19 protein-coding genes are annotated in these 21,635 nt (G+C 64.1%); 7 read left to right on the forward strand and 12 right to left on the reverse strand.

The window, feature by feature from the left end; all coding sequences use genetic code 11:
• Nucleotides 1–21: 21 nt before the first annotated feature.
• Nucleotides 22–1,254, reverse strand: a complete 1,233-nt coding sequence (gene tyrS, locus AC1D0O_RS18640) for a tyrosine--tRNA ligase (protein WP_477654985.1) — start codon at nucleotides 1,252–1,254, stop codon at nucleotides 22–24.
• A 224-nt stretch (nucleotides 1,255–1,478) separates the two neighbouring features.
• Here tyrS and AC1D0O_RS18645 point away from each other — a divergent pair, with 224 nt between their 5' ends.
• Together AC1D0O_RS18645 and AC1D0O_RS18650 are read left to right on the forward strand one after the other, a co-directional pair.
• Nucleotides 1,479–2,843: a M23 family metallopeptidase gene (locus AC1D0O_RS18645; RefSeq protein ID WP_477654986.1), complete on the forward strand. Its 1,365-nt coding sequence runs from the start codon at nucleotides 1,479–1,481 to the stop codon at nucleotides 2,841–2,843.
• Between the two features lie 127 nt (nucleotides 2,844–2,970).
• A complete protein-coding gene (locus AC1D0O_RS18650; RefSeq protein ID WP_477654987.1) occupies nucleotides 2,971–4,107 on the forward strand; it encodes an anhydro-N-acetylmuramic acid kinase in 1,137 nt (378 codons plus the stop codon).
• Nucleotides 4,108–4,117: 10 nt separating this feature from the next.
• Here the strand turns inward: AC1D0O_RS18650 and AC1D0O_RS18655 are convergent, their stop codons facing one another.
• On the reverse strand, nucleotides 4,118–6,232 hold the full coding sequence (locus AC1D0O_RS18655) for a lytic transglycosylase domain-containing protein (RefSeq protein WP_477654988.1): 2,115 nt from the start codon (nucleotides 6,230–6,232) through the stop codon (nucleotides 4,118–4,120).
• Nucleotides 6,233–6,242: 10 nt separating this feature from the next.
• On the opposite strand from AC1D0O_RS18655, the gene AC1D0O_RS18660 reads away from it, so the two are divergent.
• Complete coding sequence (locus AC1D0O_RS18660; protein WP_477654989.1) at nucleotides 6,243–6,881, forward strand: 5-formyltetrahydrofolate cyclo-ligase; 639 nt, start codon at nucleotides 6,243–6,245, stop codon at nucleotides 6,879–6,881.
• A 646-nt stretch (nucleotides 6,882–7,527) separates the two neighbouring features.
• Here AC1D0O_RS18660 and mdtD read toward each other — a convergent pair.
• From mdtD to rplM, 6 genes are all read right to left on the reverse strand, one after another.
• Nucleotides 7,528–8,949, reverse strand: a complete 1,422-nt coding sequence (gene mdtD / locus AC1D0O_RS18665) for a multidrug transporter subunit MdtD (RefSeq protein ID WP_477654990.1) — start codon at nucleotides 8,947–8,949, stop codon at nucleotides 7,528–7,530.
• A gap of 116 nt (nucleotides 8,950–9,065) precedes the next feature.
• Nucleotides 9,066–9,431 carry an iron-sulfur cluster insertion protein ErpA gene (erpA, locus tag AC1D0O_RS18670; RefSeq protein WP_122955163.1) on the reverse strand — a complete coding sequence of 122 codons (366 nt, stop codon included), beginning with the start codon at nucleotides 9,429–9,431 and terminating at the stop codon, nucleotides 9,066–9,068.
• Nucleotides 9,432–9,599: 168 nt separating this feature from the next.
• A complete protein-coding gene (locus AC1D0O_RS18675; RefSeq protein ID WP_436156070.1) occupies nucleotides 9,600–10,001 on the reverse strand; it encodes a bactofilin family protein in 402 nt (133 codons plus the stop codon).
• A 58-nt stretch (nucleotides 10,002–10,059) separates the two neighbouring features.
• Nucleotides 10,060–10,767 (reverse strand): DUF6776 family protein, encoded by a 708-nt coding sequence (locus AC1D0O_RS18680; protein WP_477654991.1) that lies wholly within the window; start codon nucleotides 10,765–10,767, stop codon nucleotides 10,060–10,062.
• A 191-nt stretch (nucleotides 10,768–10,958) separates the two neighbouring features.
• A complete protein-coding gene (gene rpsI / locus AC1D0O_RS18685; RefSeq protein ID WP_007867568.1) occupies nucleotides 10,959–11,351 on the reverse strand; it encodes a 30S ribosomal protein S9 in 393 nt (130 codons plus the stop codon).
• A 10-nt stretch (nucleotides 11,352–11,361) separates the two neighbouring features.
• Nucleotides 11,362–11,790 carry a 50S ribosomal protein L13 gene (gene rplM, locus AC1D0O_RS18690; RefSeq protein WP_007867557.1) on the reverse strand — a complete coding sequence of 143 codons (429 nt, stop codon included), beginning with the start codon at nucleotides 11,788–11,790 and terminating at the stop codon, nucleotides 11,362–11,364.
• Between the two features lie 207 nt (nucleotides 11,791–11,997).
• Here rplM and AC1D0O_RS18695 point away from each other — a divergent pair, with 207 nt between their 5' ends.
• The 3 genes from AC1D0O_RS18695 (at nucleotide 11,998) to AC1D0O_RS18705 (ending at nucleotide 17,225) form a co-directional block, all read left to right on the forward strand.
• Entirely contained in the window at nucleotides 11,998–12,984 is a 987-nt protein-coding gene (locus AC1D0O_RS18695) for a 23S rRNA (adenine(2030)-N(6))-methyltransferase RlmJ (RefSeq protein ID WP_477654992.1), read from the forward strand.
• 171 nt (nucleotides 12,985–13,155) lie between these two features.
• A complete protein-coding gene (locus AC1D0O_RS18700; RefSeq protein ID WP_477654993.1) occupies nucleotides 13,156–15,156 on the forward strand; it encodes a sensor histidine kinase in 2,001 nt (666 codons plus the stop codon).
• Nucleotides 15,153–17,225 carry a protein kinase domain-containing protein gene (locus AC1D0O_RS18705; RefSeq protein ID WP_477654994.1) on the forward strand — a complete coding sequence of 691 codons (2,073 nt, stop codon included), beginning with the start codon at nucleotides 15,153–15,155 and terminating at the stop codon, nucleotides 17,223–17,225. Before AC1D0O_RS18700 ends, AC1D0O_RS18705 begins: the two co-directional genes overlap by 4 nt.
• Before the next feature lie 2 nt (nucleotides 17,226–17,227).
• Here AC1D0O_RS18705 and AC1D0O_RS18710 read toward each other — a convergent pair whose 3' ends face one another.
• From AC1D0O_RS18710 to AC1D0O_RS18720, 3 genes are read right to left on the reverse strand one after another with little or no spacing between them, the layout of a single operon-like run.
• Entirely contained in the window at nucleotides 17,228–18,259 is a 1,032-nt protein-coding gene (locus AC1D0O_RS18710; RefSeq protein WP_477654995.1) for a cytochrome d ubiquinol oxidase subunit II, read from the reverse strand.
• The gene (locus tag AC1D0O_RS18715; RefSeq protein ID WP_477654996.1) at nucleotides 18,252–19,670 is read right to left on the reverse strand and encodes a cytochrome ubiquinol oxidase subunit I; all 1,419 of its coding nucleotides are present in this window, start codon (nucleotides 19,668–19,670) and stop codon (nucleotides 18,252–18,254) included. Before AC1D0O_RS18715 ends, AC1D0O_RS18710 begins: the two co-directional genes overlap by 8 nt.
• Before the next feature lie 2 nt (nucleotides 19,671–19,672).
• Nucleotides 19,673–20,320: a GbsR/MarR family transcriptional regulator gene (locus AC1D0O_RS18720; protein ID WP_477654997.1), complete on the reverse strand. Its 648-nt coding sequence runs from the start codon at nucleotides 20,318–20,320 to the stop codon at nucleotides 19,673–19,675.
• 204 nt (nucleotides 20,321–20,524) lie between these two features.
• Between AC1D0O_RS18720 and AC1D0O_RS18725 the strand changes: the two genes are divergently transcribed.
• Nucleotides 20,525–20,995, forward strand: a complete 471-nt coding sequence (locus AC1D0O_RS18725; RefSeq protein WP_477654998.1) for a cupin domain-containing protein — start codon at nucleotides 20,525–20,527, stop codon at nucleotides 20,993–20,995.
• 35 nt (nucleotides 20,996–21,030) lie between these two features.
• On the opposite strand, the gene AC1D0O_RS18730 is transcribed toward AC1D0O_RS18725, so the two are convergent.
• Nucleotides 21,031–21,630: a septal ring lytic transglycosylase RlpA family protein gene (locus tag AC1D0O_RS18730; protein ID WP_477654999.1), complete on the reverse strand. Its 600-nt coding sequence runs from the start codon at nucleotides 21,628–21,630 to the stop codon at nucleotides 21,031–21,033.
• Between the last annotated feature and the right edge of the window lie 5 nt (nucleotides 21,631–21,635).

Raw genomic sequence — 21,635 nt, forward strand, 5'->3', positions numbered from 1 at the left:
AGGCGCTGGGGTGGCGCAGGCTCAGCCCAGCGTCACGCGCGCGAACTTGCGCTTGCCGACCTGCAACACGTAGGTGCCGGCCGCCAGCTTGAGCGCCTTGTCGCTCACCACGCTGGAATCCACCCGCACGCCGCCGCCGTCGATCAGGCGCGTGGCTTCGCTACCAGAAGGTGCCAGGCCCGCGGCCTTGAGCAGCGCGCCTATGCCCATGGGCGCGCCCGTCAGCGACACCTCGGGGATTTCGTCGGGCACGCCGCCCTTGCTGCGGTTGATGAAATCCTGCTCGGCGGCGTCCGCCGCGGCGGCCGAGTGAAAGCGCGCGGTGATCTCCTTGGCCAGCGCCACCTTGGCGTCCTTGGGATTGCGACCGCCTTCCACCTCGGCTTTCAGGGCCGCGATGTCGGCTTCGCTCTTGAAGGACAGCAGCGTGTACCACTTCCACATCAGCACGTCGGAGATCGACAGCACCTTGGCGAACATGGTGTTGGCGTCCTCGCTGATGCCGATGTAGTTGTTCTTGCTCTTGGACATCTTGTCGATGCCGTCCAGGCCCTCAAGCAGCGGCATGGTCAGGATGCACTGCGGCTCCTGCCCATACTCTTGCTGCAGGTGGCGGCCCATCAAGAGGTTGAACTTCTGGTCGGTGCCGCCGAGCTCGAGGTCGCTCTTGAGAGCCACCGAGTCGTAGCCCTGCATCAGCGGATACAAGAACTCGTGCACGCTGATGGGCGTGCCGGCCTTGAAGCGGTCGTTGAAGTCGTTGCGCTCCATCATGCGGGCCACGGTGTAGCGCGAGGCCAGCTGGATCATTCCGGTGGCGCCCAGCGGCTCGCTCCATTCGCTGTTGTAGCGCAGCTCGGTCCTGGAAGGGTCGAGGATCTTGTCGGCCTGCGCGCGATAGGTTTCGGCGTTGACCTTGATCTGCTCGGGTGTGAGGGGCGGGCGCGTGCTGTTGCGGCCCGAGGGGTCGCCGATCAGGCTGGTGAAGTCGCCTATAAGAAAAATGACTGTATGGCCCAGATCCTGGAGCTGACGCATTTTGTTCAGCACCACGGTGTGGCCGACATGAATGTCAGGCGCGGTCGGGTCCAGGCCCAGCTTGATGCGCAGCGGGACGCCGGTGGCCTCGGATTTGGCCAGTTTTTGTATCCAATCGTTTTCCGGGATGAGTTCTTCGCAGCCCCGCAAGGTCGTCTGGAGGGCCATCTTTACACGGTCGGTGACGGGGTATTTTGTAACAAGCGCTTGATTCATAAGGGTTTTTCACATGTCGGGGAATTGTCCGACAGATATACTGGCGGCTCTCCTGCATCCAGCGGGCCATTTTAGTTGGCCTGCAAATTGCTGATCAGGAACCACATCGTCTGGATGGCTCAGGCCCCACCCCTCAACCAGGGCTGGCCATCAAAGCTCTCCATGTTTTATACAGCAGTCCGGCGCTCCGCAGCGCCCGATGCATTTTTGTTGGGAATTTTGTCTTGAAACTGCCAACCCCCTCCCAGATACTGCTTCCCGTCGCCCACAGCCTTCGCCGCCACCCCAAACGGCTTGCCGCCAGCCTCGCTGTGCTGCTGCTGGGCACCGGCGTCACCGCCTTCGGTGTGGCGCCCATGGCGCCCGACGCCGCCGACCTGCCGGTACGCCAGGTGCTTGAAGCGGTGGAATCCCTGCCCACCCAGGCCCAGACTGATTCGCTGATCGATTTCCGCTTCAAGCTGTTCCGCACTGAAAGCACCCGCAGCAGCGACACCGCCGATTCGCTGCTCAAGCGCCTGAACATCGACGACAGCGCAGCCGCCGCCTTTTTGCGCAGCGACGCCAATGCACGCACCCTGCTCGCGGGCCGCGCCGGCAAGAACGTGACCGTCGAAGCCAGCGACAGCCAGCAATTGCTCAAGCTCAGCATGCGCTGGCCCACCGACGATGAAACCATGTTCAAGCGCCTGGTCGTCGAGCGCGGCGCCGCCGGCTTCACGTCGCGCATCGAAACCGCGCCTTACGTCGCCACCGCGCGCCTCTCAAGCGGCAGCATCCAGACCTCGCTGTTCGCCGCCACCGACGACGCCCGCATTCCCGACGGCGTGGCCGTGCAGATCGCCGAAATCTTCTCCAGCGACATCGATTTCCGCCGCGCGCTGCGCAAGGGCGACCGCTTCAACGTGGTCTATGAATCCCTGGAAGCCGACGGAGAGCCGCTGCGCACCGGCCGCGTGCTGTCGGCCGAATTCGTCAACGCCGGCAAGGCCTACCAGGCCATGTGGTTCCAGCCCCCGGGCCTGGACGCCGCCGGCGCCGCCAACAGGGGCGGCTACTACACCCTCGACGGCCAGAGCCTGCGCCGCGCCTACCTGAGCTCGCCGGTCGAGTTCTCGCGCATCAGCAGCGGTTTTTCGATGCGCTTTCACCCCATCCTGCAAAAGTGGCGCGCCCACCTGGGCACCGACTTCGCATCCCCCACCGGCACACCCGCGCGCACCGTGGGCGACGGCGTGGTCGAATTTTCCGGCGTGCAGAACGGTTACGGCAACGTGGTTTTCGTCCGGCACCGCAACGGCCACGAGACCGTCTACGCCCACCTGAGCAAACTCATGGTGCAAAAAGGCCAGAACGTGAGCCAGGGCCAGACCATTGGTCTCGTCGGCAGCACCGGCTGGGCCACCGGCCCGCACCTGCATTTCGAATTCCGCGTCAACGGCGTGCACCAGGACCCGATGATGATCGCCAAACAAAGCGAGACCATTCCCGTCGCCGCGGCCTCCATGCCGCTGTTCCGGGAGCGTGCAGCGGGCGTGAAGACCCAGTTGCTGGCTGCTGCCACCATCACCCAGACTCGCGCTGAATAAATCGCCCCCACGGTCGCTCACTTCGTGTAGCTTCCTTCCCCCCGAGGGGGCCGCTGCGCCTGCGGCCCGGCAAAGCCGGTTCCGCGGCCCCTACTGGTAGGGGAACGCACTGCGGCAAAATAGCCGGATGCTCGATCTCTATATAGGCCTGATGTCAGGCACCTCTCTCGATGGCGCCGACGGCGTTCTGGTGGTGTTTGAGGGCGACAAGCCGCGTGTCCTTGCCGCCGCGACTGAAGCCTTCAGCGACGCCTTCCATGCCGAACTGCTGGCGCTGAACGCGCCCAGCCCCAATGAACTGCACCGCGCCGCCCTCGCGGGCAACCAGGTTGCAGCGGTCTATGCCAGGGTCGTCGCCGCGCTGCTGGCCCAGGCCGCGACACAAGACATCTCGCCCCTGGACATCAAGGCCATAGGCGCACACGGCCAGACCGTGCGGCACCAGCCGCAAAGAACATCAAACGAGCCCGCCGGTGCGGGCTATACGCTGCAACTCAACAACCCGGCCCTGCTGGCCGAGCTCACCGGCATCACCGTGGGCGCGGATTTCCGCAGCCGCGACGTGGCGGCGGGCGGCCAGGGCGCGCCGCTGGTGCCGGCTTTCCACCAAGGCGTCTTCGGCCGTGAGGATAGCGCGGTGTGCGTTCTCAACCTGGGCGGTATTTCCAACCTCAGCGTGCTGCCGAAGGCGGCGAGCTCGCCGGTGCTGGGCTTTGATTGCGGGCCCGGCAATGCGCTGATGGACGCTTGGTGCCGGCAGCACACCGGCCAGCCCTATGACGCCGGCGGCGCCTGGGCGGCCAGCGGCACGCTGCTGCCCGCGCTGCTGGACAGCCTGCTGGCCGAACCGTATTTTTCGCAACCGATTCCCAAAAGCACGGGCCGTGACCTGTTCAGCCTGGACTGGCTGGCAGGCAAGCTCCAGCCTTTTTCGGCCGAGCGCCCCGAGGACATCCAGAACACCTTGACCGAATTCACCGCCAGGGCCTGCATCCTGGGCGTTGATGCTTACGGAAAGGGCAGCGAGTCGCTGATCGTCTGCGGCGGCGGCGCCTTCAACACCCACTTGCTGGCGCGCCTGCAGGCCGGCCTGCCCTCGCTGCGTATCAGCACCTCAGACCAGCACGGCCTGCCGCCGCTGCAGGTGGAGGCGGCGGCGTTTGCATGGCTGGCGCGGCAACTGGTGCTGGGCCGGCCCGGCAACCTGCCCAGCGTGACGGGCGCGCGGGGCCTCAGGGCGCTGGGCGCTCTCTATCCGGCCTGAACGTCCCGGTTCAAGGCAAGTCTTTGTAGGGCTCGGGCTGCGCCGCATCGCGCGGCCCCACAGTGCTCAACCTGGCTTTCAGCGATTGCGGCCGCCCCGTCAGGAGGGCCGCGTAGCTGGTGGTGTTGGACAGCACTTTTTTCACGTAGTCGCGCGTTTCGCTGAAGGGAATGCTCTCGGCCCAGATGGCCCCGTCCAGCACCGGGCCGTTGCGCCAGGTGCGCGGCCGGCCGGGTCCGGCGTTGTAGGCGGCCGCGGCCATGGGCATGGAGCCGTTGAAGTCGTCCAGCGCGAACTTGAGGTAGGCCGTGCCGATCGCGATGTTGGTGTCGCGGTCGTTGAGCTGCTCCTGCGTGAAGCCTTCCAGGCCGATTTTTTTGGCGGTCCAGCGCGCCGTGGCGGGCATGACCTGCATCAGGCCCGAGGCGCCCACGCCGGAGCGCGCGTCCATGATGAAGCGGCTTTCCTGGCGAATCAGGCCGTAGACATAAGCCGGGTCCAGGCTGATGGACTGCGCGCGCTTGGTCACAGTTTCACGGAAGGGCATCGGGAAGCGCTGCTCGAAATCGATCTCGCCCTTGGTGCGCTCACTGGTGTTGATGCAGCGGTCCCAGATCTGGCGGTCGCAGGCGAACTGGGCGGCGGCCAGCAGATCGCGGTCGCCCATGCCGCCGCGCTGGTGCAGGTTGGTGCTGTAGTTCCACTCGCGCGTGCCTTCGGGGCGCAGGCCGATGGCAATCGCGTAGGCGGCGCGGTTCAGACCCGGATTGATCCGCGCGGCTTCCTTTTCCTCAGGTGTCAGCGGCGCGGGTTTGGCCGGCACGGTGATCTTCTGGCCGGTTTCCTCGAGCGCGAGCTGCTCATAGAAGCCGCGCACCGATGCGAAGGACTGCAGCAGGGCCAGGGCCTCGGCGCGCTGCGGCGAAATCGTGATGCCGGTGGGGATGGTCTGCGCCACGCCGGGCGTGGTGGCCACAACGACGGGCTTGGGCGCCGCATCGGGCGGCGCGGTGGCCAGCAGTGCGCGCGCTTTCCAGTAGCTCCAGGTTGGGTCCTTGCGCGCGTCCTCGCTCATGGCGTTGACGGCTGCCAGCACCAGCGTCCAGTTGGGCTGTGCGCCCGCGCGCAATGCCGCCCGGACTTTCCAGCCCAGCATGTCGTCGCTGAGGTCGGTGTCCTTGGTGACGTTGGCGAAGTATTGCAGTGCGTCGCCGGCCGGGGTGGCGCCCAGGCGCGTGGCGGCTTGCCGGCCTATCACGCCCCATACCCAGTTGCGTTCCTCGGTGTTCAGCTGCATGCCCCATTTGTTTTCCAGCTGGAAGGCCGCACCCTCGATGTCGCTGATCGCCATCTTGATCAGCGCCAGCGTGATGATTTCGCGCCGCGACTTGCTCAGCGCGAGGTGCTTGCCGGCCAGGAACTTGATGGGGCTGGCGTTGAGGTCGTTGACCATGCCCGCGGCGTCGGGGGCGACGATCTGCACGGCGGCTGCCGCCGAGCGCGGGCGGTTGGCTTCGGTGGCCAGCCGGGCCTTGACCCAGGCGTCCTGCGGCTTGAGGTTTTTGGTGGTCACCAGCCGCTCGGCGGCCGAATTGCAGCCGTCGTCGGCCTCGCGCTGCGCATACCAGTTCTTCTTGACTTCATCGGCCAGGCGCGCATCGGCCACCGGGTTTTTCAGGTGTTCGACCAGCAGCGCGTAGCAACGCACCTCCTTGTCGTCGTTCATTCTGTAGTTGGGGTATTCAGCGGCAAAACCTGCCCAGTCGCGGCGCTGGCCCAGCAGCAGCAGCCAGTCGTTGCGCAGGCGGTCTTCCTGGTAGGTGCCGGCGTAGCGGCTGAAAAAGTCCTGCACCTCCTGCGCGCCGGCCTCGCCCAGGCGCAGCTTGAGTTCCCAGTAGGCGGCCCAGGGCTCCAGCGCATGGCCGCGGGCCTGCGGCAGCAACTGCGCCAGCCGGGCCCTGTCGCCGCGCTTGAAGGCCTTGTTCATCTCAATGACCACGTTGTCGCCCGCGCTGGCGGGCGCCTGCGCCGCAGCCGGGGCCAGCAGCGCGAGAGAGGCCATCGCGCCCAAAAAAGGCGCCAGGGCCGCCGCCCGCAAGGGGCTGATAAGAAATTTGTATAGCATCTGGGACATTATGGACAAATTAAGTACACGCAAAGCGCTGGTCGAAGCGCGACTGAACATGCCAGACCGCCTGGAGCGGGCCGACCTGCTGCAGCGTGTGATGCGCATCTGGCTGGTCGGTTCCACCCATGAGGTGATCGGCGCCTACTGGCCCATCAAGGGGGAGTTTGACCCGCTGCCCGCGCTGTACCGCTGGCAGGAAGACGCGATCCTGAGTCAGGATTCTTCGTCAAACCCGGCGCTGGCCGAGGTGGAGACTGCCCAGCTGGCCACCGAAAGCATCGCGGCCCGGTCGCCGCGCAAGATCGGCCTGCCGGTGGTCAACAAGCTGCACAAAACCCTGACCTTCCACGCCTGGTACCCCGGCTGCCCGATGGAAGAAGATGCCTACGGCATCCCCAAACCCAAAGACACCGAGGTGATTGTCCCGACCCTGCTGTTTGTGCCCTGCGTGGGCTATGGGCCGGGGGGTTACCGGCTGGGTTATGGCGGGGGGTTTTACGACCGGACGCTGGCGACTTTGCAGCCGAGGCCGTTTACTGTGGGGTTGGGGTATACGAACGGCTGGTTGCCGGATATGGAGCCCGAGCCCCATGACATTCCGCTCGATGCCATCCTGAATGACAAGGGTGTGGTCTGGCCGGTTTGATTTTTTGACTCCCTGCCGGGGGCTGGTTCTTGCTCCGGCGGTGCGCGCTCTCCTAAGTTCTGCTGGCCGGGGGTAGCCCGGCGGCTACTCACTTTTCTTTTGCTTCGCCAAAAGAAAAGTAAGCAAAAGAAAAGGCGACCCTGGTTGCTGCGTCCCTCCGCTGCGCTACGGGCAACCTGCGGTGCTCGGTTCAGGCGGGGTCTCGCTAAACTCGCCTTCGGCTCAAACAACGCGATCCCTGATCCGCCTGAACCTCCGCTCCTCGGCGCATCCACAAGGGGTGGGGATAGGAATACCAAACAGCCGAAGACAAATCCTGAATACGGAAAACAAAAAGGCCACGCCATGGCGTGTCCTTTTTGTATTGGTTCCCGCTTCCGATCCCGWTTGCCCCGTCCTGGCTGGGCCGAGGAGCGCAGAGACAAGCGGATCAGGGCCGGCGTTGTCTGAGCGAAGCGAGTTTAGCCGGACCCCGCTTGGCTCGAGCACCGCAGGTTGCCCCGTAGCGAAGCGTAGGGGACCCAGACTGCGGGTCGCCTTTTCTTTGGTGACTTTCTTTTGGCGAAGCAAAAGAAAGTTACTTGCCGCCGGGCAACCCCCGGCCAGCAGGATTCAGCAAAGAGCGCACCGCCGGAACAAGCAAAACCTATCCTTGCCCCGAAGCCTCAGTAACCTCAGCCTTCTTCACCACCCTCACCTCCGGCGACAGCTGCCAGAAGATCCCCGCCGACGCGAGCGTGATCAGCCCCATCGCGGCAAACGTCGCCTGGAAGGAATGCAGCGTCTGCACCGCCTCACCGGTGCCGAAAAACCCGGTGAAGGCAGCCAGCACCGCGCCAGCGGCGGCCACGCCCATGCTCATGGCCAGCATCTGGACCATGGACAGCAGGCTGTTGCCGCTGCTGGCCAGGCTGCTGTCGAGGTCGCGCAGGGTGACAGTGTTCATCGCGGTGAACTGCATGGAATTGACCGCGCCGAAGCAGGCCAGCTGCACGATATGCAGCCACAGCGGCTGGGCCGGCGTGACGAGGGCGAAGCTGGCCATGGTGAAGCCCACCAGCGCGGTATTGGTCACCAGCACCCGGCGGTAGCCGTAGCGCGTGATCAACGGCGTGGTGACACGCTTGACCAGCATGCTGGCCACGGCGACCGGCACCATCATCATGCCGGCCTGCAGCGGCGAATAGTCCAGGCTGACCTGCAGCAGCAGCGGCACCAGGAAGGGCATGCAGGAGCTGCCCAGGCGCGAGAACAGGTTGCCGAGCAGGCCTATGCTGAGCGTGGGGATCGAAAACAGCTTGGGCGAAAACAGCGGGTCGGGCCGCTTGGCCGCATGCAGCCAGTAGGCGGTCAGGCTGGCCATGCCGAACACCAGCAGCACCAGCACGCTGGCCTGTTTCAGGCCCAGTCCCGACAGCCCGTCGACCGCGAGCGAGACGGCCACCATGCCGAAGGCCAGGAACAGATAACCCGGCAGGTCAAAGCGTGGCACCTGCATCCGCGGGTTGTCCTGCATATAGAACACCGTCGCCACCCCGCCCAGCAGCCCCACCGGAATGTTGATGAGGAAGACCCAGTGCCAGGTGGCCACCTCAACCAGCCAGCCGCCCAGGGTAGGGCCTATCAGCGGGCCGATCAGACCGGGAATGGCGATAAAACTCATGGCCTGCAAAAAACGCTCGCGCGGAAAGGCGCGCAGCACGGCGAGCCGGCCCACCGGCAGAAGCAGCGCCCCGCCCATGCCCTGCACCACGCGCGCCGCCACCAGCTGCATCAGGTTGCCGGACAGCGCGCAGGCGATGGAGCCGACGACGAACAAGGAGATCGCGCCCACATACACGCGCCGCGTGCCGAAGCGGTCGGCGATCCAGCCGGAAGCGGGTATCAGCATGGCCATGGTGAGGGAATAGGCCACCACCACCGATTGCATGCGCAAGGGGCTTTCGCCGAAACTGCGGGCCATGGCCGGCAGCGTGGTGTTAACGATGGTGGCGTCCAGGGTCTGCATGAAAAAGCCGATGGCCACCAGCCAGAGCAGCACACGCAATGATTTTTCTTCTGCCTGCATGGATGAGAGATGAAAAAGGGCGAACTTGGTTCAGGGCATTGAACAGATGGAAAGAAACGGCGGGCAGCAAAAAGCCGCCTCGAGGGCGGCTTTTTGAGCGGGGTGCCGGATTCGCCTCAGGCCGAGAAGCTGGAACCGCAACCGCAGGTGCTGGTGGCGTTGGGGTTCTTGATGACGAACTGGGCGCCTTCAAGGTCGTCCTTGTAGTCGATCTCGGCGCCCACCAGGTACTGGTAGCTCATAGCGTCGATCAGCAGGGACACGCCGTTCTTGGTCATGGTGGTGTCGTCTTCGTTGGTGATTTCATCAAAGGTGAAACCATACTGGAAGCCGGAGCAGCCGCCGCCCTGGACGAACACGCGCAGCTTCAGGTCGGGATTGCCTTCTTCGGCGATCAGCTCAGCCACCTTGGAGGCGGCGCTGTCCGTGAAGACAAAAGGCGCGGGCATTTCGGTCTGGATATTTTCGGCAACGGCACTCATGGGGACTCCAATACATCATCAAGCGAACATCGTCCGCGATTCGGGGCTGCAGGCTCTGGCGGCACTGATGGGCAAATAGTACAGCAATTCAATCAACCATAACGCCCATGCGTGTTAGGCGCAGCCATCTACTTGTGAGCGCTTACTCTCAAAATCTACCCCGCAGGCTTAGATATTGTTGGCCGCCAGCTTGAGCGTGGGCTTTTCTTCCAGCTCCGGATGCGTGGTGGGGCGCAACTGTCCAAAGATGACGGCGCCCTGGTGCATTTCAAGCGCTTTGTAGGACACGTCGCCCTCGATCTTGGCCTTGGGCTGCAGCTCGAGCAGCTCGGAAGCATGCACGGGGCCCATGACGCGGCCGTTGATGATGACGTGGTCGGCGTGGATATAGCCGGTCACGGTGGCGGACTCGCTGATCACCAGGATGCTGGAGCTGCCTTCGGCGGCCCGGATGTCGCCGATGACCTCGCCGTCTATGCGCAGGCCGTCGGTGAACTTCAGGTTGCCTTCAATACAGCTGCCCTGGGCAATCAGGCTTTTGATGGGCGGCTGTTTCTTTTTTCCAAACATACAAAAATTCCTGTGCTGGGTCGGTGTGCAATGGGCGGGATGGCTGGGGGAAATTCATTCAAAGCTTGAAGGTTTGGGAAGATCTGACCGCTGTTCCCTCAATGACCTTAGCTGTAACACTTTGTACCACGGCTTGGGGGGGCAAGTCGAGGACACCCTCCACACGCCGGTACTGTTTGAACTGTAAAGTTTGCGGCCCTCCGGGCAAAGTCATGCTCCAGGGCTTGCCGGCCTGGGTTCCGTGGACGGTCAGGTCGAGTTTTCCGTTGAAATTCGGGGCGGCCTTTTCGGCCTGGATGACCAGCACCTGCCACTTGAGCTGGGTGTCGGACAGCTTTTCGGCCTGCAGGCTGCGGATGGTGGCCACTTCGGTGGTGCCGGCGGGCAGCAGTTTTTCAAAAAAGCCCAGGTCGTCACGCAGGCTTCGGTTGTCCGCTTCCAGCTGCCGGATCTGGCTCATCATTTTTTCCTGGGCGGCTTTTTCAGCGGTCAACAGGCTGCCTGAGGTGTTGGCGATGGACTGCGCCTTGTCGCGATCCGAGCGCAAGCTGGCCAACTCCTGCCGCAGCAGCACCAGTTCTTCCTTGCTGCCGGTGTCCGTGCCGGTGATGCCCTTGCCGAACTCGAAGGCCCACAAGGCGATGGCGCCGGAAAAGCCGAGCATCAGAGCACCGGCGATCCAGCGCAAGGGCCAGGGGAGCGAGCTGCGCACCGACATGCGCGGGGAACTGATGGTCAGGCGACGGCGAAACAGGCGAAATTTCAAAAAAGGGCCCTGCTGTTTTCGGTTCGGGGAGCGTGCATTGTGCACGCAGACGAGGCCCGGAAAGGGTATTAATCCCCACAATACCGGTAAAGCCACAGTAAGGGTTTGCATCCGGCTTTGCCCGATGGACGGCCCATGAAAAAAGCCGCCAGGCTTGCACCAGGCGGCTTTTTTTGGGGAGCAAAGCGGATTTAGCGCTTGCTGAACTGCTTGCGACGGCGAGCAGAACGGAAACCGACTTTTTTACGTTCGACTTCACGTGCATCGCGGGTCACAAAGCCGGCCTGGCTCAGGGCCGGCTTCAGCGTTGCGTCGTAATCGATCAGCGCACGGGTGATACCGTGGCGCACTGCGCCGGCCTGGCCGGACTCGCCGCCGCCGTGGACGTTGACCATGATGTCAAACGTCTCGACGTGGTTCGTCAGAAACAGGGGTTGGCGGCAGATCATGATCGAGGTTTCACGACCGAAGAACACCTGGATGTCACGATCATTGATCGTGATCTTGCCGGTGCCTTTTTTGATAAACACACGGGCGACGCTGGATTTGCGACGGCCGGTGCCATTGTTCCATTCACCAATCATCAATAGCTCCTTAGATGTCCAGCACTTTGGGCTGTTGGGCGGTATGCGGGTGCTCTGCACCACCGTACACCTTGAGTTTCTTGATCATGGCGTAGCCGAGCGGGCCCTTGGGCAGCATGCCCTTGACGGCTTTTTCCAAAGCGCGGCCGGGGTGCTTGGCTTGCATGTCGCGGAAGTTGGTGGCAGTGATGCCGCCTGGATATCCGGAATGGCGATAGTAGATCTTGTCGGTCGACTTGGCGCCGGTGACGCGCAGCTGGGCTGCGTTGATGATGACGATGAAGTCACCGGTATCGACGTGAGGCGTATAAATGGCCTTGTGTTTGCCGCGCAAACGGAGAGCAACTTCGCTGGCTACTCGTCCGAGGACCTTGTCGGTCGCGTCAATCACAAACCACTCGTGCGTCACGTCAGCGGGTTTTGCGCTGAACGTTTTCATGAGTTTTCTTTCGAAAAAATGGTTTGTCGGGTTCTTTTCTGCGGTCGGTGTTCTTCTGATGAGAACCTCTTAGGCAGTATTGTTTAACCTCTGCCGCGGAACCACTAGGCGCTGCAGAGCCAATGATTATATGAAAAATCAAGGACTTGCGTCAATATTCGGCTGGTTTTAAGGCATTTCCCCCCGGCAAGAAGGTAGGATAGGCCCATGTTTTCCTATCGCCACGCCTTCCACGCAGGCAACCACGCCGACGTGCTCAAGCACACCACGCTGATCGCGTTGATGAAGTACCTGACCCAGAAAGACACGGCACTGACCGTGATCGACACGCACGCGGGCGCGGGCCTGTACCGGCTGGACGGTGATTACACCGAAACCAGCGGCGAGGCCCAGGAAGGCATTTTCCGCCTGCTGTCCGAGCCCAAAGCGGCTGCAGCCCCCGCCAAAAAAGCGCCGGCAGCTAGCAAAACTGCAGCAGCCGGCGCAGCCAAACCCGCCGCTGCCCCGGCTTGGGCGCCGGCGCTGCAGGACTACATTGACCTGCTGCGCGGCCTGAACCCGCAGTTCGCCGAAACCAGCGACCTCGCCCACCTCAAGATTTACCCGGGCTCCCCCTTCATCGAGCAGCAATTCCTGAGCGGACGCGACAAGCTCAAGCTGTTCGAGCTGCACCCCACCGATTTCAAGTCGCTTTCCGGCAACATCGAGCAGCTGGGCGTGGGCCGCCAGGTGGCCGTTGCCCGCGAAGACGGCTTTGAAGCGCTCAAAACCTTTTTGCCGCCGCCGGCCCGACGGGCCATGGTGCTCTGCGATCCCAGCTACGAAATGAAGAGCGACTACGGCCGCGTGGCCACCTGCATGGCCGATGCCCTCAAGCGTTTCGCCACCGGCACTTATGTGGTCTGGTACCCCATCATTCCGCGCCCCGAAGCGCACGATTTGCCGCGAAAACTCAAAACCCTGGCCGTCAAAAGCAGTCGCAGCTGGCTGAATGCCGCTTTAACGGTGAAATCGAGCAAGTTAACGACAGATACAAGCGGCGAGGTGATTCGCCCCGGGCTTCCCGCAAGCGGCATGTTCGTCATCAACCCACCCCACACGCTCAAAGCTGAGCTGCAAGCCGCCCTTCCGCAAATGGTCGCGCTGCTGGGTCAGGACCGAAACGCGGGCTTCACGCTCGAACACGGCGGCTGAAGCGCGCGGGGCAAGCGCCTTGCGGCGCCGAGGCTAGCGGGTTTGCAGCGCCGCGCGCGCATGTTTTCCTGTCTTTACCGCCGCGGTGAGTTGTGGCAAGGTTGCCTGTCACCTTTCCCGCATCCGCAGTCCCCACTCTTCTGATCTTTCACCGGCGTTTTTACGACCCTCATGCCCGTTCAGGCACATCCGACCTCCCCCGCCCTGCCCGGCACACCCGGCAGCGGGTCGGGCGTTGACTACGCGGCTTCGGCGGACGAGGAATCCATGGAAGCCGAAATCGCGCGACAGGTCGCGCTGCGCACGCGCGAGCTGGGCGCCTCGCTGGCGCGCTACCAGACCATGGTCGACCTGGCGACCGAGAACATCTGCGTGGGCCAGGGCGGCCTGCTCCGTTTCGCCAATCCCCCCTGCCTGGCCTTGCTGGGCACGCAGGCCGGCACCATGGCCGACCGGCTCATGATCGAGTTCATCCATCCGGACGATCGCGAGTTTGTCTCCGGCAAGCACCAGCTGCGCGCCGCCGGCAATGTCGTCCCGGCCTTTGAAGCGCGATTCCAGCGCGACGACGGCACGGTTTCCTGGGTGGAAATCAACGGCGTGCTGGTGGACTGGGAGGGCGCACCCGCGGACCTGTTTTTCCTGAAGGACGTCACCGAACGCAAAAGGCTGGAGGCCCTGACCCAGTCCGCCGCCGAGCGCTACCGGGCGGTTGTGGAAAACGTCAACGACACCATCCTCGTGGTGCAAAAAGGCATCGTCCGTTTTGCCAATGCCAGCGCGCAGGAGCTGTTCGGCTGCGCGCTCATCGGCCTGCCTTCGCTGCACCTGATACATCCCGACGACCGGCCCATCGTGCAGCAGCGCCGCGAACTCATGCAGTCGGGCACCATGGTCAGCGCCTACGAGGCCCGTTTCATCACGCCGCCGCGCGAAGCCATGGCGCCCTCGCTGCGCACCGGCTGGGCCAGCATCTACGGCACGCGCATCGAATGGGACGGCGAGCCGGCCCTGCTGGTGCTCATGTCCGACATCAGCGAACGCCGCCGGCTCGACCAGGAGCTCAAGAGCGCGCTGGTGCAGCGCGAGGCCATCCTGGAGACCACCGCCGTCGGCGTGACCTTCCTGAAGGCGCGGCGCCACCAGTGGCTGAACCGCACGCTGGCCGCCATGCTGGGCTACAGCCCGGCCGAGCTGCTGGGCCAGGAAACCCGGGTGCACTACCCCGACGACGAAGAGTTCGAGCGCCTGGGCGCGCTGGCCTATGCGCAGATCACGCAGACCGGCCTGTTCTCGGCCGAAGCCCGCATGCGCCGCAAGAACGGCGAACTGATCTGGGTGCAACTCGACGGCTCGGCGCTGGACCGCAGCAGGCCCGAGGACGGCTCGGTCTGGACCTACGTGGACATCACGCGCCGCAAGGAAGCCGACGAGGAAACCCGCCGCGCTTTGGTGCGTGAGCGCGAACTGGGCGAGCTCAAGACCCGCTTTGTCTCCATGGCTTCGCACGAATTCCGCACGCCGCTGGCAACCATTCTGTCCTCGGCCGAACTGATAGAGCACTACGGCGAAAAAATCACGCATCGCGAGCGCCAGGACATCATGGCCGACCTGGTGGTCGCGGTGAAGCGCATGCAGGGCATGCTCGAAGACATGCTGACCGTCGGCCAGGCCGATGCCGGCAAGCTCAGGCTCAACCTGCGGCCGGTGGACATCGCGGCGCTGTGCCGCAAACTCGTGACCGAGGTGCACACCAGCGACGCCGGCCAGCATGCCATCGAGTTCGAGGCGCCGGTCGGCCACGACGCTTTTTCGCAGCTGGTCATGCTCGACGAGCGGCTGATACGCCACATCACCAGCAACCTGTTGACCAACGCCTGCAAGTATTCCGCCCCGGGCAGCGTGGTGGTGCTGACGCTGGGCGGTGACAAGGACGAGCTGGTCCTGCAGGTCAGCGACGAAGGCATCGGCATCCCGACCGCCGACCTGCCGCGGCTGTTCGAGAGCTTTCACCGCGGCTCCAACGTCGGCAACCGCCAGGGCTCGGGCCTGGGCCTGGCCATCGTCAAGCACGCCGTCGACCTGCACCACGGCAAAATCGAAGTGGCGAGCACGCCAGGCGCAGGCACCCGGTTCACGGTCAGCCTGCCCATCTCCCGGGGACAAACATGACACTGATTCTGATCGTTGAAGACGACGACGCCATCCGCAGCAACATCGTGCGCCTGCTCAAGCTCGAGGGCTTTGAGACCGCCGCCGCATCCGACGGCGTGCAAGGCCTCGCGCTGGCCCGCGCCAGCAGGCCGGACCTGATCATCTCCGACGTCGGCATGCCGGGCATGAACGGCTTCGAGCTGCTGGCCACCCTGCGCGCCGACCGCGACATGGCCAACACCCCCTTCATGCTTCTCACGGCGCTGGACGACCGCGACAGCATGCGCCGCGGCATGACTTCCGGCGCCGACGACTACCTGTCCAAGCCCTTCAGCCGAGCCGAGCTGCTGGACGCCGTCAATGCCCAGCTCAAGAAAAAAGCCCGGGTGCGCGAAGCCATCGATTCGGAAGTGGCTGCCGGCGAACAACGCCTGCGCGCAGCTTTCTCCAACCGCATCAGCGGCGACCGGCCCGACTCGGTCCCCGTGGACATTCCCGCCACGGCGCAAACCGAGGAGATCTCCAGCGCCACGGTGCTGGTCGCCAGCATCCGCAACTTCACGTCCATCGCCGAAAAACTCAGCGCCGCCGAAGTTTCGCAATTGCTCACCGAATACTTCGAACGCGTCTCCGAACCCGTGCTGAAGAACAGCGGGCGCCACATCAAGTTCATCGGCGACGGCCTGATGGCGGTGTTTTCAGACACCATGACGGGCTCGCCGCTGCCGGCCCCGCGCCGGGCGATTTCCGCCGCCCTGGCCATGGCGCTGGCCACGCATGAATTCCGCGATTGGCTGGATGAACGCTTCAGCGCGCGCGCCCTGCCGCCCTTTGCCATGGGCGTGGGCATCCACAGCGGCGCCGTCACGCTGTGCCAGCTCGGCACGCAGCAGAACAAGGAAGTCACCCCCGTCGGCGAAACCGTGACCCTGGCCGCGCGCCTGGAAAGCGCGTCCGAGGAAATGGGCTGGACCGTCATGGCCAGCGACGAGGCCCTGGGCCTGGCCGGCACCGGCATACAGACCGGCGTCCACACCTCGCTGGTGGTGCCGGGCAAGAACCTCGCCATCGACGTGGTGGAAGTGATCGGCCTGGTCACCACCATGGAGGACAAGATCCACGGCATGGCCAGCCTGACCGAGCGCGCCAAGGAGATCAGCGACGCGGTGCGCGCCAACTCCGACATCACCGCGCGCGCCGTCAAGGGCGCGCTGGACTCCAAGCTGTCGGCCCTCAAGGATCTGCGCTTCGACGCCAGCACCGAGCCGGTGCGGCTCAAGGGCTACCGCATCACGCGCAAGATAGGCGCGGGCGGCATGACCGAGGTCTACCTCAGCGAGCGCGAGTCCGACGGCCTGCCCATCGTGCTCAAGGTGCTGGACTCGCGCGGCAAAGAAGCCTCCGAACACCTGGTGCGCTTCATCCAGGAATACGCCCTGCTGTGCAAGATAGACCATCCGCACGTCATCAAGATCTATGACCAGGGCTTCACCGACGAACATGCCTACATCGCGATGGAGTACTTCGAGCGCGGCGACCTGCGCGGCCTGTTCGGCCCCAGCCTGGCGCGGCCGCAGGCGCTGACGGTCGCGCGCGAAATCGCCCATGCCCTGTCGGCCATCCACGCGCACGGCATCGTGCACCGCGACATCAAGCCCGAAAACGTCATGCTGCGCGCCGACGGCAGCGTGGCGCTTGCCGACTTCGGCATCGCCAAGTCCATGCTGCAGTCGCAGAACATGGGCCTGACGCAGACCCACCACGGCGATGTGGTCGGCACGCCCTATTACATGAGCCCCGAGCAGGCCACAGGCCGCAAGGTGACGGCGCTGTCCGACCTCTACAGCCTGGGCGTGATGCTGTTCGAGATGCTGGCCCATCGCAGGCCTTACATCGCCGAGTCACTTGAGCTTCTGCTGGCCAAGCACCTGAACGCCGAGACCCCCGCACTGCCGGCCCCGCATGCGGACCTGCAAGGCATCGTCAACAAGCTGATGGCCAAAAGGCCCGAGCAGCGCTATGAATCGGCCGAGGCGTTTTTGCTGGAACTGGAAGCCGTGGCGCCCGCGCCAGAAATCAGTTTGTAGCGCTAGTATTTGAGGGCAGTGCTCTTGCCCCAAAACACACGATACGCAAAGACCGTGTAGCCGATGATCATCGGCAGCACCACCGCCGCCCCGGCCAGGATCACGCCCATGGCTTCGGGCGCGGCGGCGGCTTTCCAGATGTCCAGGCTGTCGATCACCAGCCAGGGAAACAGGCTGTAGGCCAGGCCGTAAAAGGCCAGCATGAACACCCCCACCGTCGCGCCGAAGGGCACCCAGGCGCCGTATTCATTGCCTTGCGCCAGCCGCACCGGCAGGCGCTGCAGGCTGCGGAAGATCACACCGAACAGCACCAGCGTGGCGGCCGGGATCGGCAGCAGCAGCACGATGTTGGGGAAGGAGAACCACTTGTTAAAAATACTGTGGCTGACCAGCGGCGTGGCAATCGAGATCGCCGCCACCCCGGCCATGGTGAACCACAGGCTGGCACGCGCCCAACGCACTGCGCGCAACTGCAGCTCGCCCTCGGACTTGATGATGAGCCAGCCCGCGCCCATCAGGCAATAGGCCGCCACCAGGGACAGGCCTATCACCGCGTTGAACACGATGGTCCACCAGTTGCTGGCAAAGCCGGTGACCAGCGAGCCCAGCATATAGCCCTGAGACCAGCTCGCCAGCAGCGAGCCGGTGTAGAACATGCGGTTCCACAGCGGCTTGTGGCTGGCGCGCGCCTTCACCCGGAAGTCAAAGGCCACACCGCGCAAGGTGAGGCCTATCAGCATGAAAGCCACCGGCAGGTAGAGCGCGCCCAGGATCACGCCGTGCGCCAGCGGAAACACCGTGAGCAGGATGCCTACGCCCAGCACCAGCCAGGTTTCATTGGCATCCCAGAACGGGCCTATGCTGGCGATCATGGTGTCCTTGTCCTCGTCGCTGGCTCGGCGCATCAGCACGCCCACGCCGAGGTCGTAACCGTCCAGGATCACATAGGCCAGCATCGCCAGCCCCATCACCACCAGGAAAACGATCGGCATCCAGCCGGCGGCTTGCGTCAGGTCGGGGGCAAGATCAAGCATGGGATGCTCCTTCCTTTTCAGGGTAGTTCACGACGTTGAGTTCTTTTTCGGTTTCGCCCGCGGTGTTGTCGTCGTCGCCGAAGGGCTTGTCCGCATGCTTCCTGTGCCGCGCCAGGTAGAACACCACCGACACATAAGACGCCAGCAACACCGCGTACAGCGCGAGGTAGAGCGACAAGGTCAGCGCGATGCGCGGCGCCGGCACTTTCGAGGCCGCATCGGCCGCCGTCAGCACGCCCGTCACAAGCCAGGGTTGACGGCCGATTTCGGTCACGTACCAGCCGGCGACCAGTGCGATCCAGCCCGCGAAAGTCATGGCCACCAGCAGGCGGGCATGCCACACCGTCAAGGTGCGCGCCGGGTCTTTCTTCCAGGGCGCCAATTGCAGCACGCTGGCCCAGCTGACCAGCAGCATCAGCACGCCCACACCCACCATGATGCGGAAGGCCCAGAACACCGGCGCCACGGGCGGGTGCTTGCCCTCGAACTGGTCCAGGCCCTTGACCTCGCCGTCCATCGAATGCGTGAGGTAGAGCGAGGCCAGCTTGGGAATCGCGATTTCATAGCGGTTGGCCTTGGCCTTTTCGTCCGGCAAGGCGAACAGAATCGCGGGCACGCCTTTTTCGGTTTTCCAGATGCCCTCCATCGCCGCCAGCTTGGCCGGCTGGTGCTCCAGCGTGTTGAGGCCGTGCTGGTCGCCCGCGACAATCTGCAGCGGAATCAACATCGCGGCCATGTAGATACCGGTCTTCAGGCCAGCCATCACTTCCGCCCCGCGGTCATTGCGCAGCCAGCGGTAGGCCGACACGCCGGCCACCAGAAAGGCCACCGTGAGCCCCGAGGCCAGCAGCATGTGCGTGAGCCGGTAGGGGAAGGAGGGGTTGAAGATCACTTCGAACCAGCTCGTCACATGCGCCTGCCCGTTGATCATTTCAAACCCGGCGGGCGTCTGCATCCAGGAGTTGAGCGCCAGGATCCAGAAGGCCGACAGCGTGGTGCCGCCCGCCACCAGCAGGGTGGCCACGGTGTGCATGGTCTCGCTGACGCGTTCGCGCGCGAACAGCATCACGCCCAGCATGGTGGCCTCCAGGAAGAAGGCCGTCAACACTTCATAGGCCAGCAGCGGCCCGGCGATGTTGCCGACCTTCTGCATATAGCCCGGCCAGTTGGTGCCGAACTGGAAGCTCATGGTGATGCCGCTGACCACGCCCAGCGCGAAGGTCAGCGCGAAAATCTTCACCCAGAACTGGTAGGCGTCCATCCAGAACTGGTCCTGGCTTTTGACGAAGCGCAGCTTGAAGTACAGCAGCACCCAGCCCAGCGAGATGCTGATGGTCGGGAACAGGATGTGGAAGGTGATGTTGGCCGCGAACTGGATGCGGGCCAACAGGAATGCGTCAAGTCCGTCCATCGTCAACTCCTGGTGTCATCGGCAGGCAGCGCTGCGGGTGATGCGGGCGCTTCGGAAGGCTGAGCCGCCACTGTGGTGGATGGCGCGCGGCCTGTCAAACCGGCCTTCATGGTGCTGGCGACCTTGTCCTTCATCTCCAGCAGCTTCTGCACCTTGGCGCCCATCTTCATGAGGCTCATCAGGGTCGCCGAATCCATTTTCTGCACGTCGGCCAGCCAGCCCGTCATGAGCTCGATCAGGTCGTGCATCTGCTTCATGCGCGCCTGGGCGTGAATGTCGTCCGCATGCGAGGGGTGCTCCATCAGCGCATCGCGCAGCATGGACAGCGTCGGGTCGATCTCCCGCTTGCGGCGCTCTTCGGCCAGCGTGCGGAAGATGGCCCAGACGTCTTCCGGCGCCTGGAAATACTCGCGCCTGTCGTTGGGCAGGTGCTGCAGCCGCACCAGGTTCCAGGACTGAAGCTCCTTGAGCCCCATGCTGACGTTGGAGCGCGAAAACGCCAGCGCCTCCCCGATTTCGTCGGCATTGAGGGCGCGCGGCGAGACATACAACAGGGCATAAATCTGCCCCACGGTGCGGTTGATGCCCCAGCGGCTGCCCATTTCGCCGAAATGCAGGACAAAACGCTGGGTTAAGGGGGGCAGGTTCATGGCGCAGGGCCTCTTTGGTTTATTGAATTTTCAGGAATTACTGAAATTCTAATAAATTGAAATAGTTTGCGCCAGTCAGGTTTGATTGACCCTGCGCCGCTGTCGGATGCGCCGGGCACATTGCGGATTGAATTCAGCCAAGCAAGCCGGGCGCAATATGGTCATACTGGCCCGCCCAAACCACAACACCTCAAAAAGGATTCCATGCGCCACACCACCACCGCCCTCGGCTTTGCCGTCACCTTGGCCTTTGTGGCCGGAATCGCGTTGTCACCGTTGGCCCAACGCGCCTTGCCCGATGCGCATGCGCAAGCCGTGCCCCTGGCGCCGGCGATGATTGACCTTGCTGCGCTCAAGCACAGCGAGATTCCCCCAACCCCAAACCCCGAAATGAACGCCAGGGGGCTGGTCATCACCGACAACGCCACCATCGGCATTCAATCCGGCAACGTGGCCAAACACATTCACCCGAAAACCGACGAGATCCAGTACATCATCGAAGGCAGCGGCGCGATGTGGCTGGGCGGCGAACGCAAGGAGTTCAAACCGGGCACGCTGATCATCATTCCCAAAGGCACGGCACACGGCGGTACGCTGGTGACCAGCGGGCCCGTCAAGGCGCTTGCCATCAAGATCCCGCCGCAGCCCAGGGATGACGTGACCTTCGTGAATTGAGCAACTGAGCGGGCGCGCCTGCAGCCAGCGGCGTTTTAGCGTGGAGTGCGGGGCGCGGCGGGGCGCCGCCGTACAGGCGAGCGCTTCCTGGCGGCGAGCTGCGGCGCCACCGCCACCTCAGGGGTGGACTCCGGCACCAGCAGCACCACTTCCTTGAAGCCCAGGCCCAGCATGCCCAGCTCCTCGGCCGCCGCGCGGCTCAGGTCGATGATGCGGTTGCCGGCATAGGGGCCGCGGTCGGTGATGCGCACGTCCACGTCGCGGCCGTTGACCAGGCTGTGCACGCGCACCAGGGTGCCGAAGGGCAAGCTGCGGTGGGCGGCGGTGAATTCGCGCATGTCAAAACGCTCGCCGCTGGCAGTGCGCCGGCCGTTGAAGCGCGGGCCGTACCAGGAAGCCATGCCGCGCTGGAACTCGCGCGGTACTTCGCCGCCCAGCAGTTCGGGGCGCGGCCGCTCGGTGAGAGATACCGACGCCGGCACTTCATCAACGGCCTGGCCGGGGGCGTCGTGCTGCGGTGCCGCGGCGGGCCGGGGGGTCGTGCGAGGCCCCGGCGGTGTGGTCGGCGCCGTCGTGCACGCCGCCAGCAAGGCGACCAAGGCCGCCGCACCGGCGACTCGAACAAACTGGATCACACCCT

The sequence above is a fragment of the Polaromonas sp. P1_F2 genome (assembly GCF_056405735.1).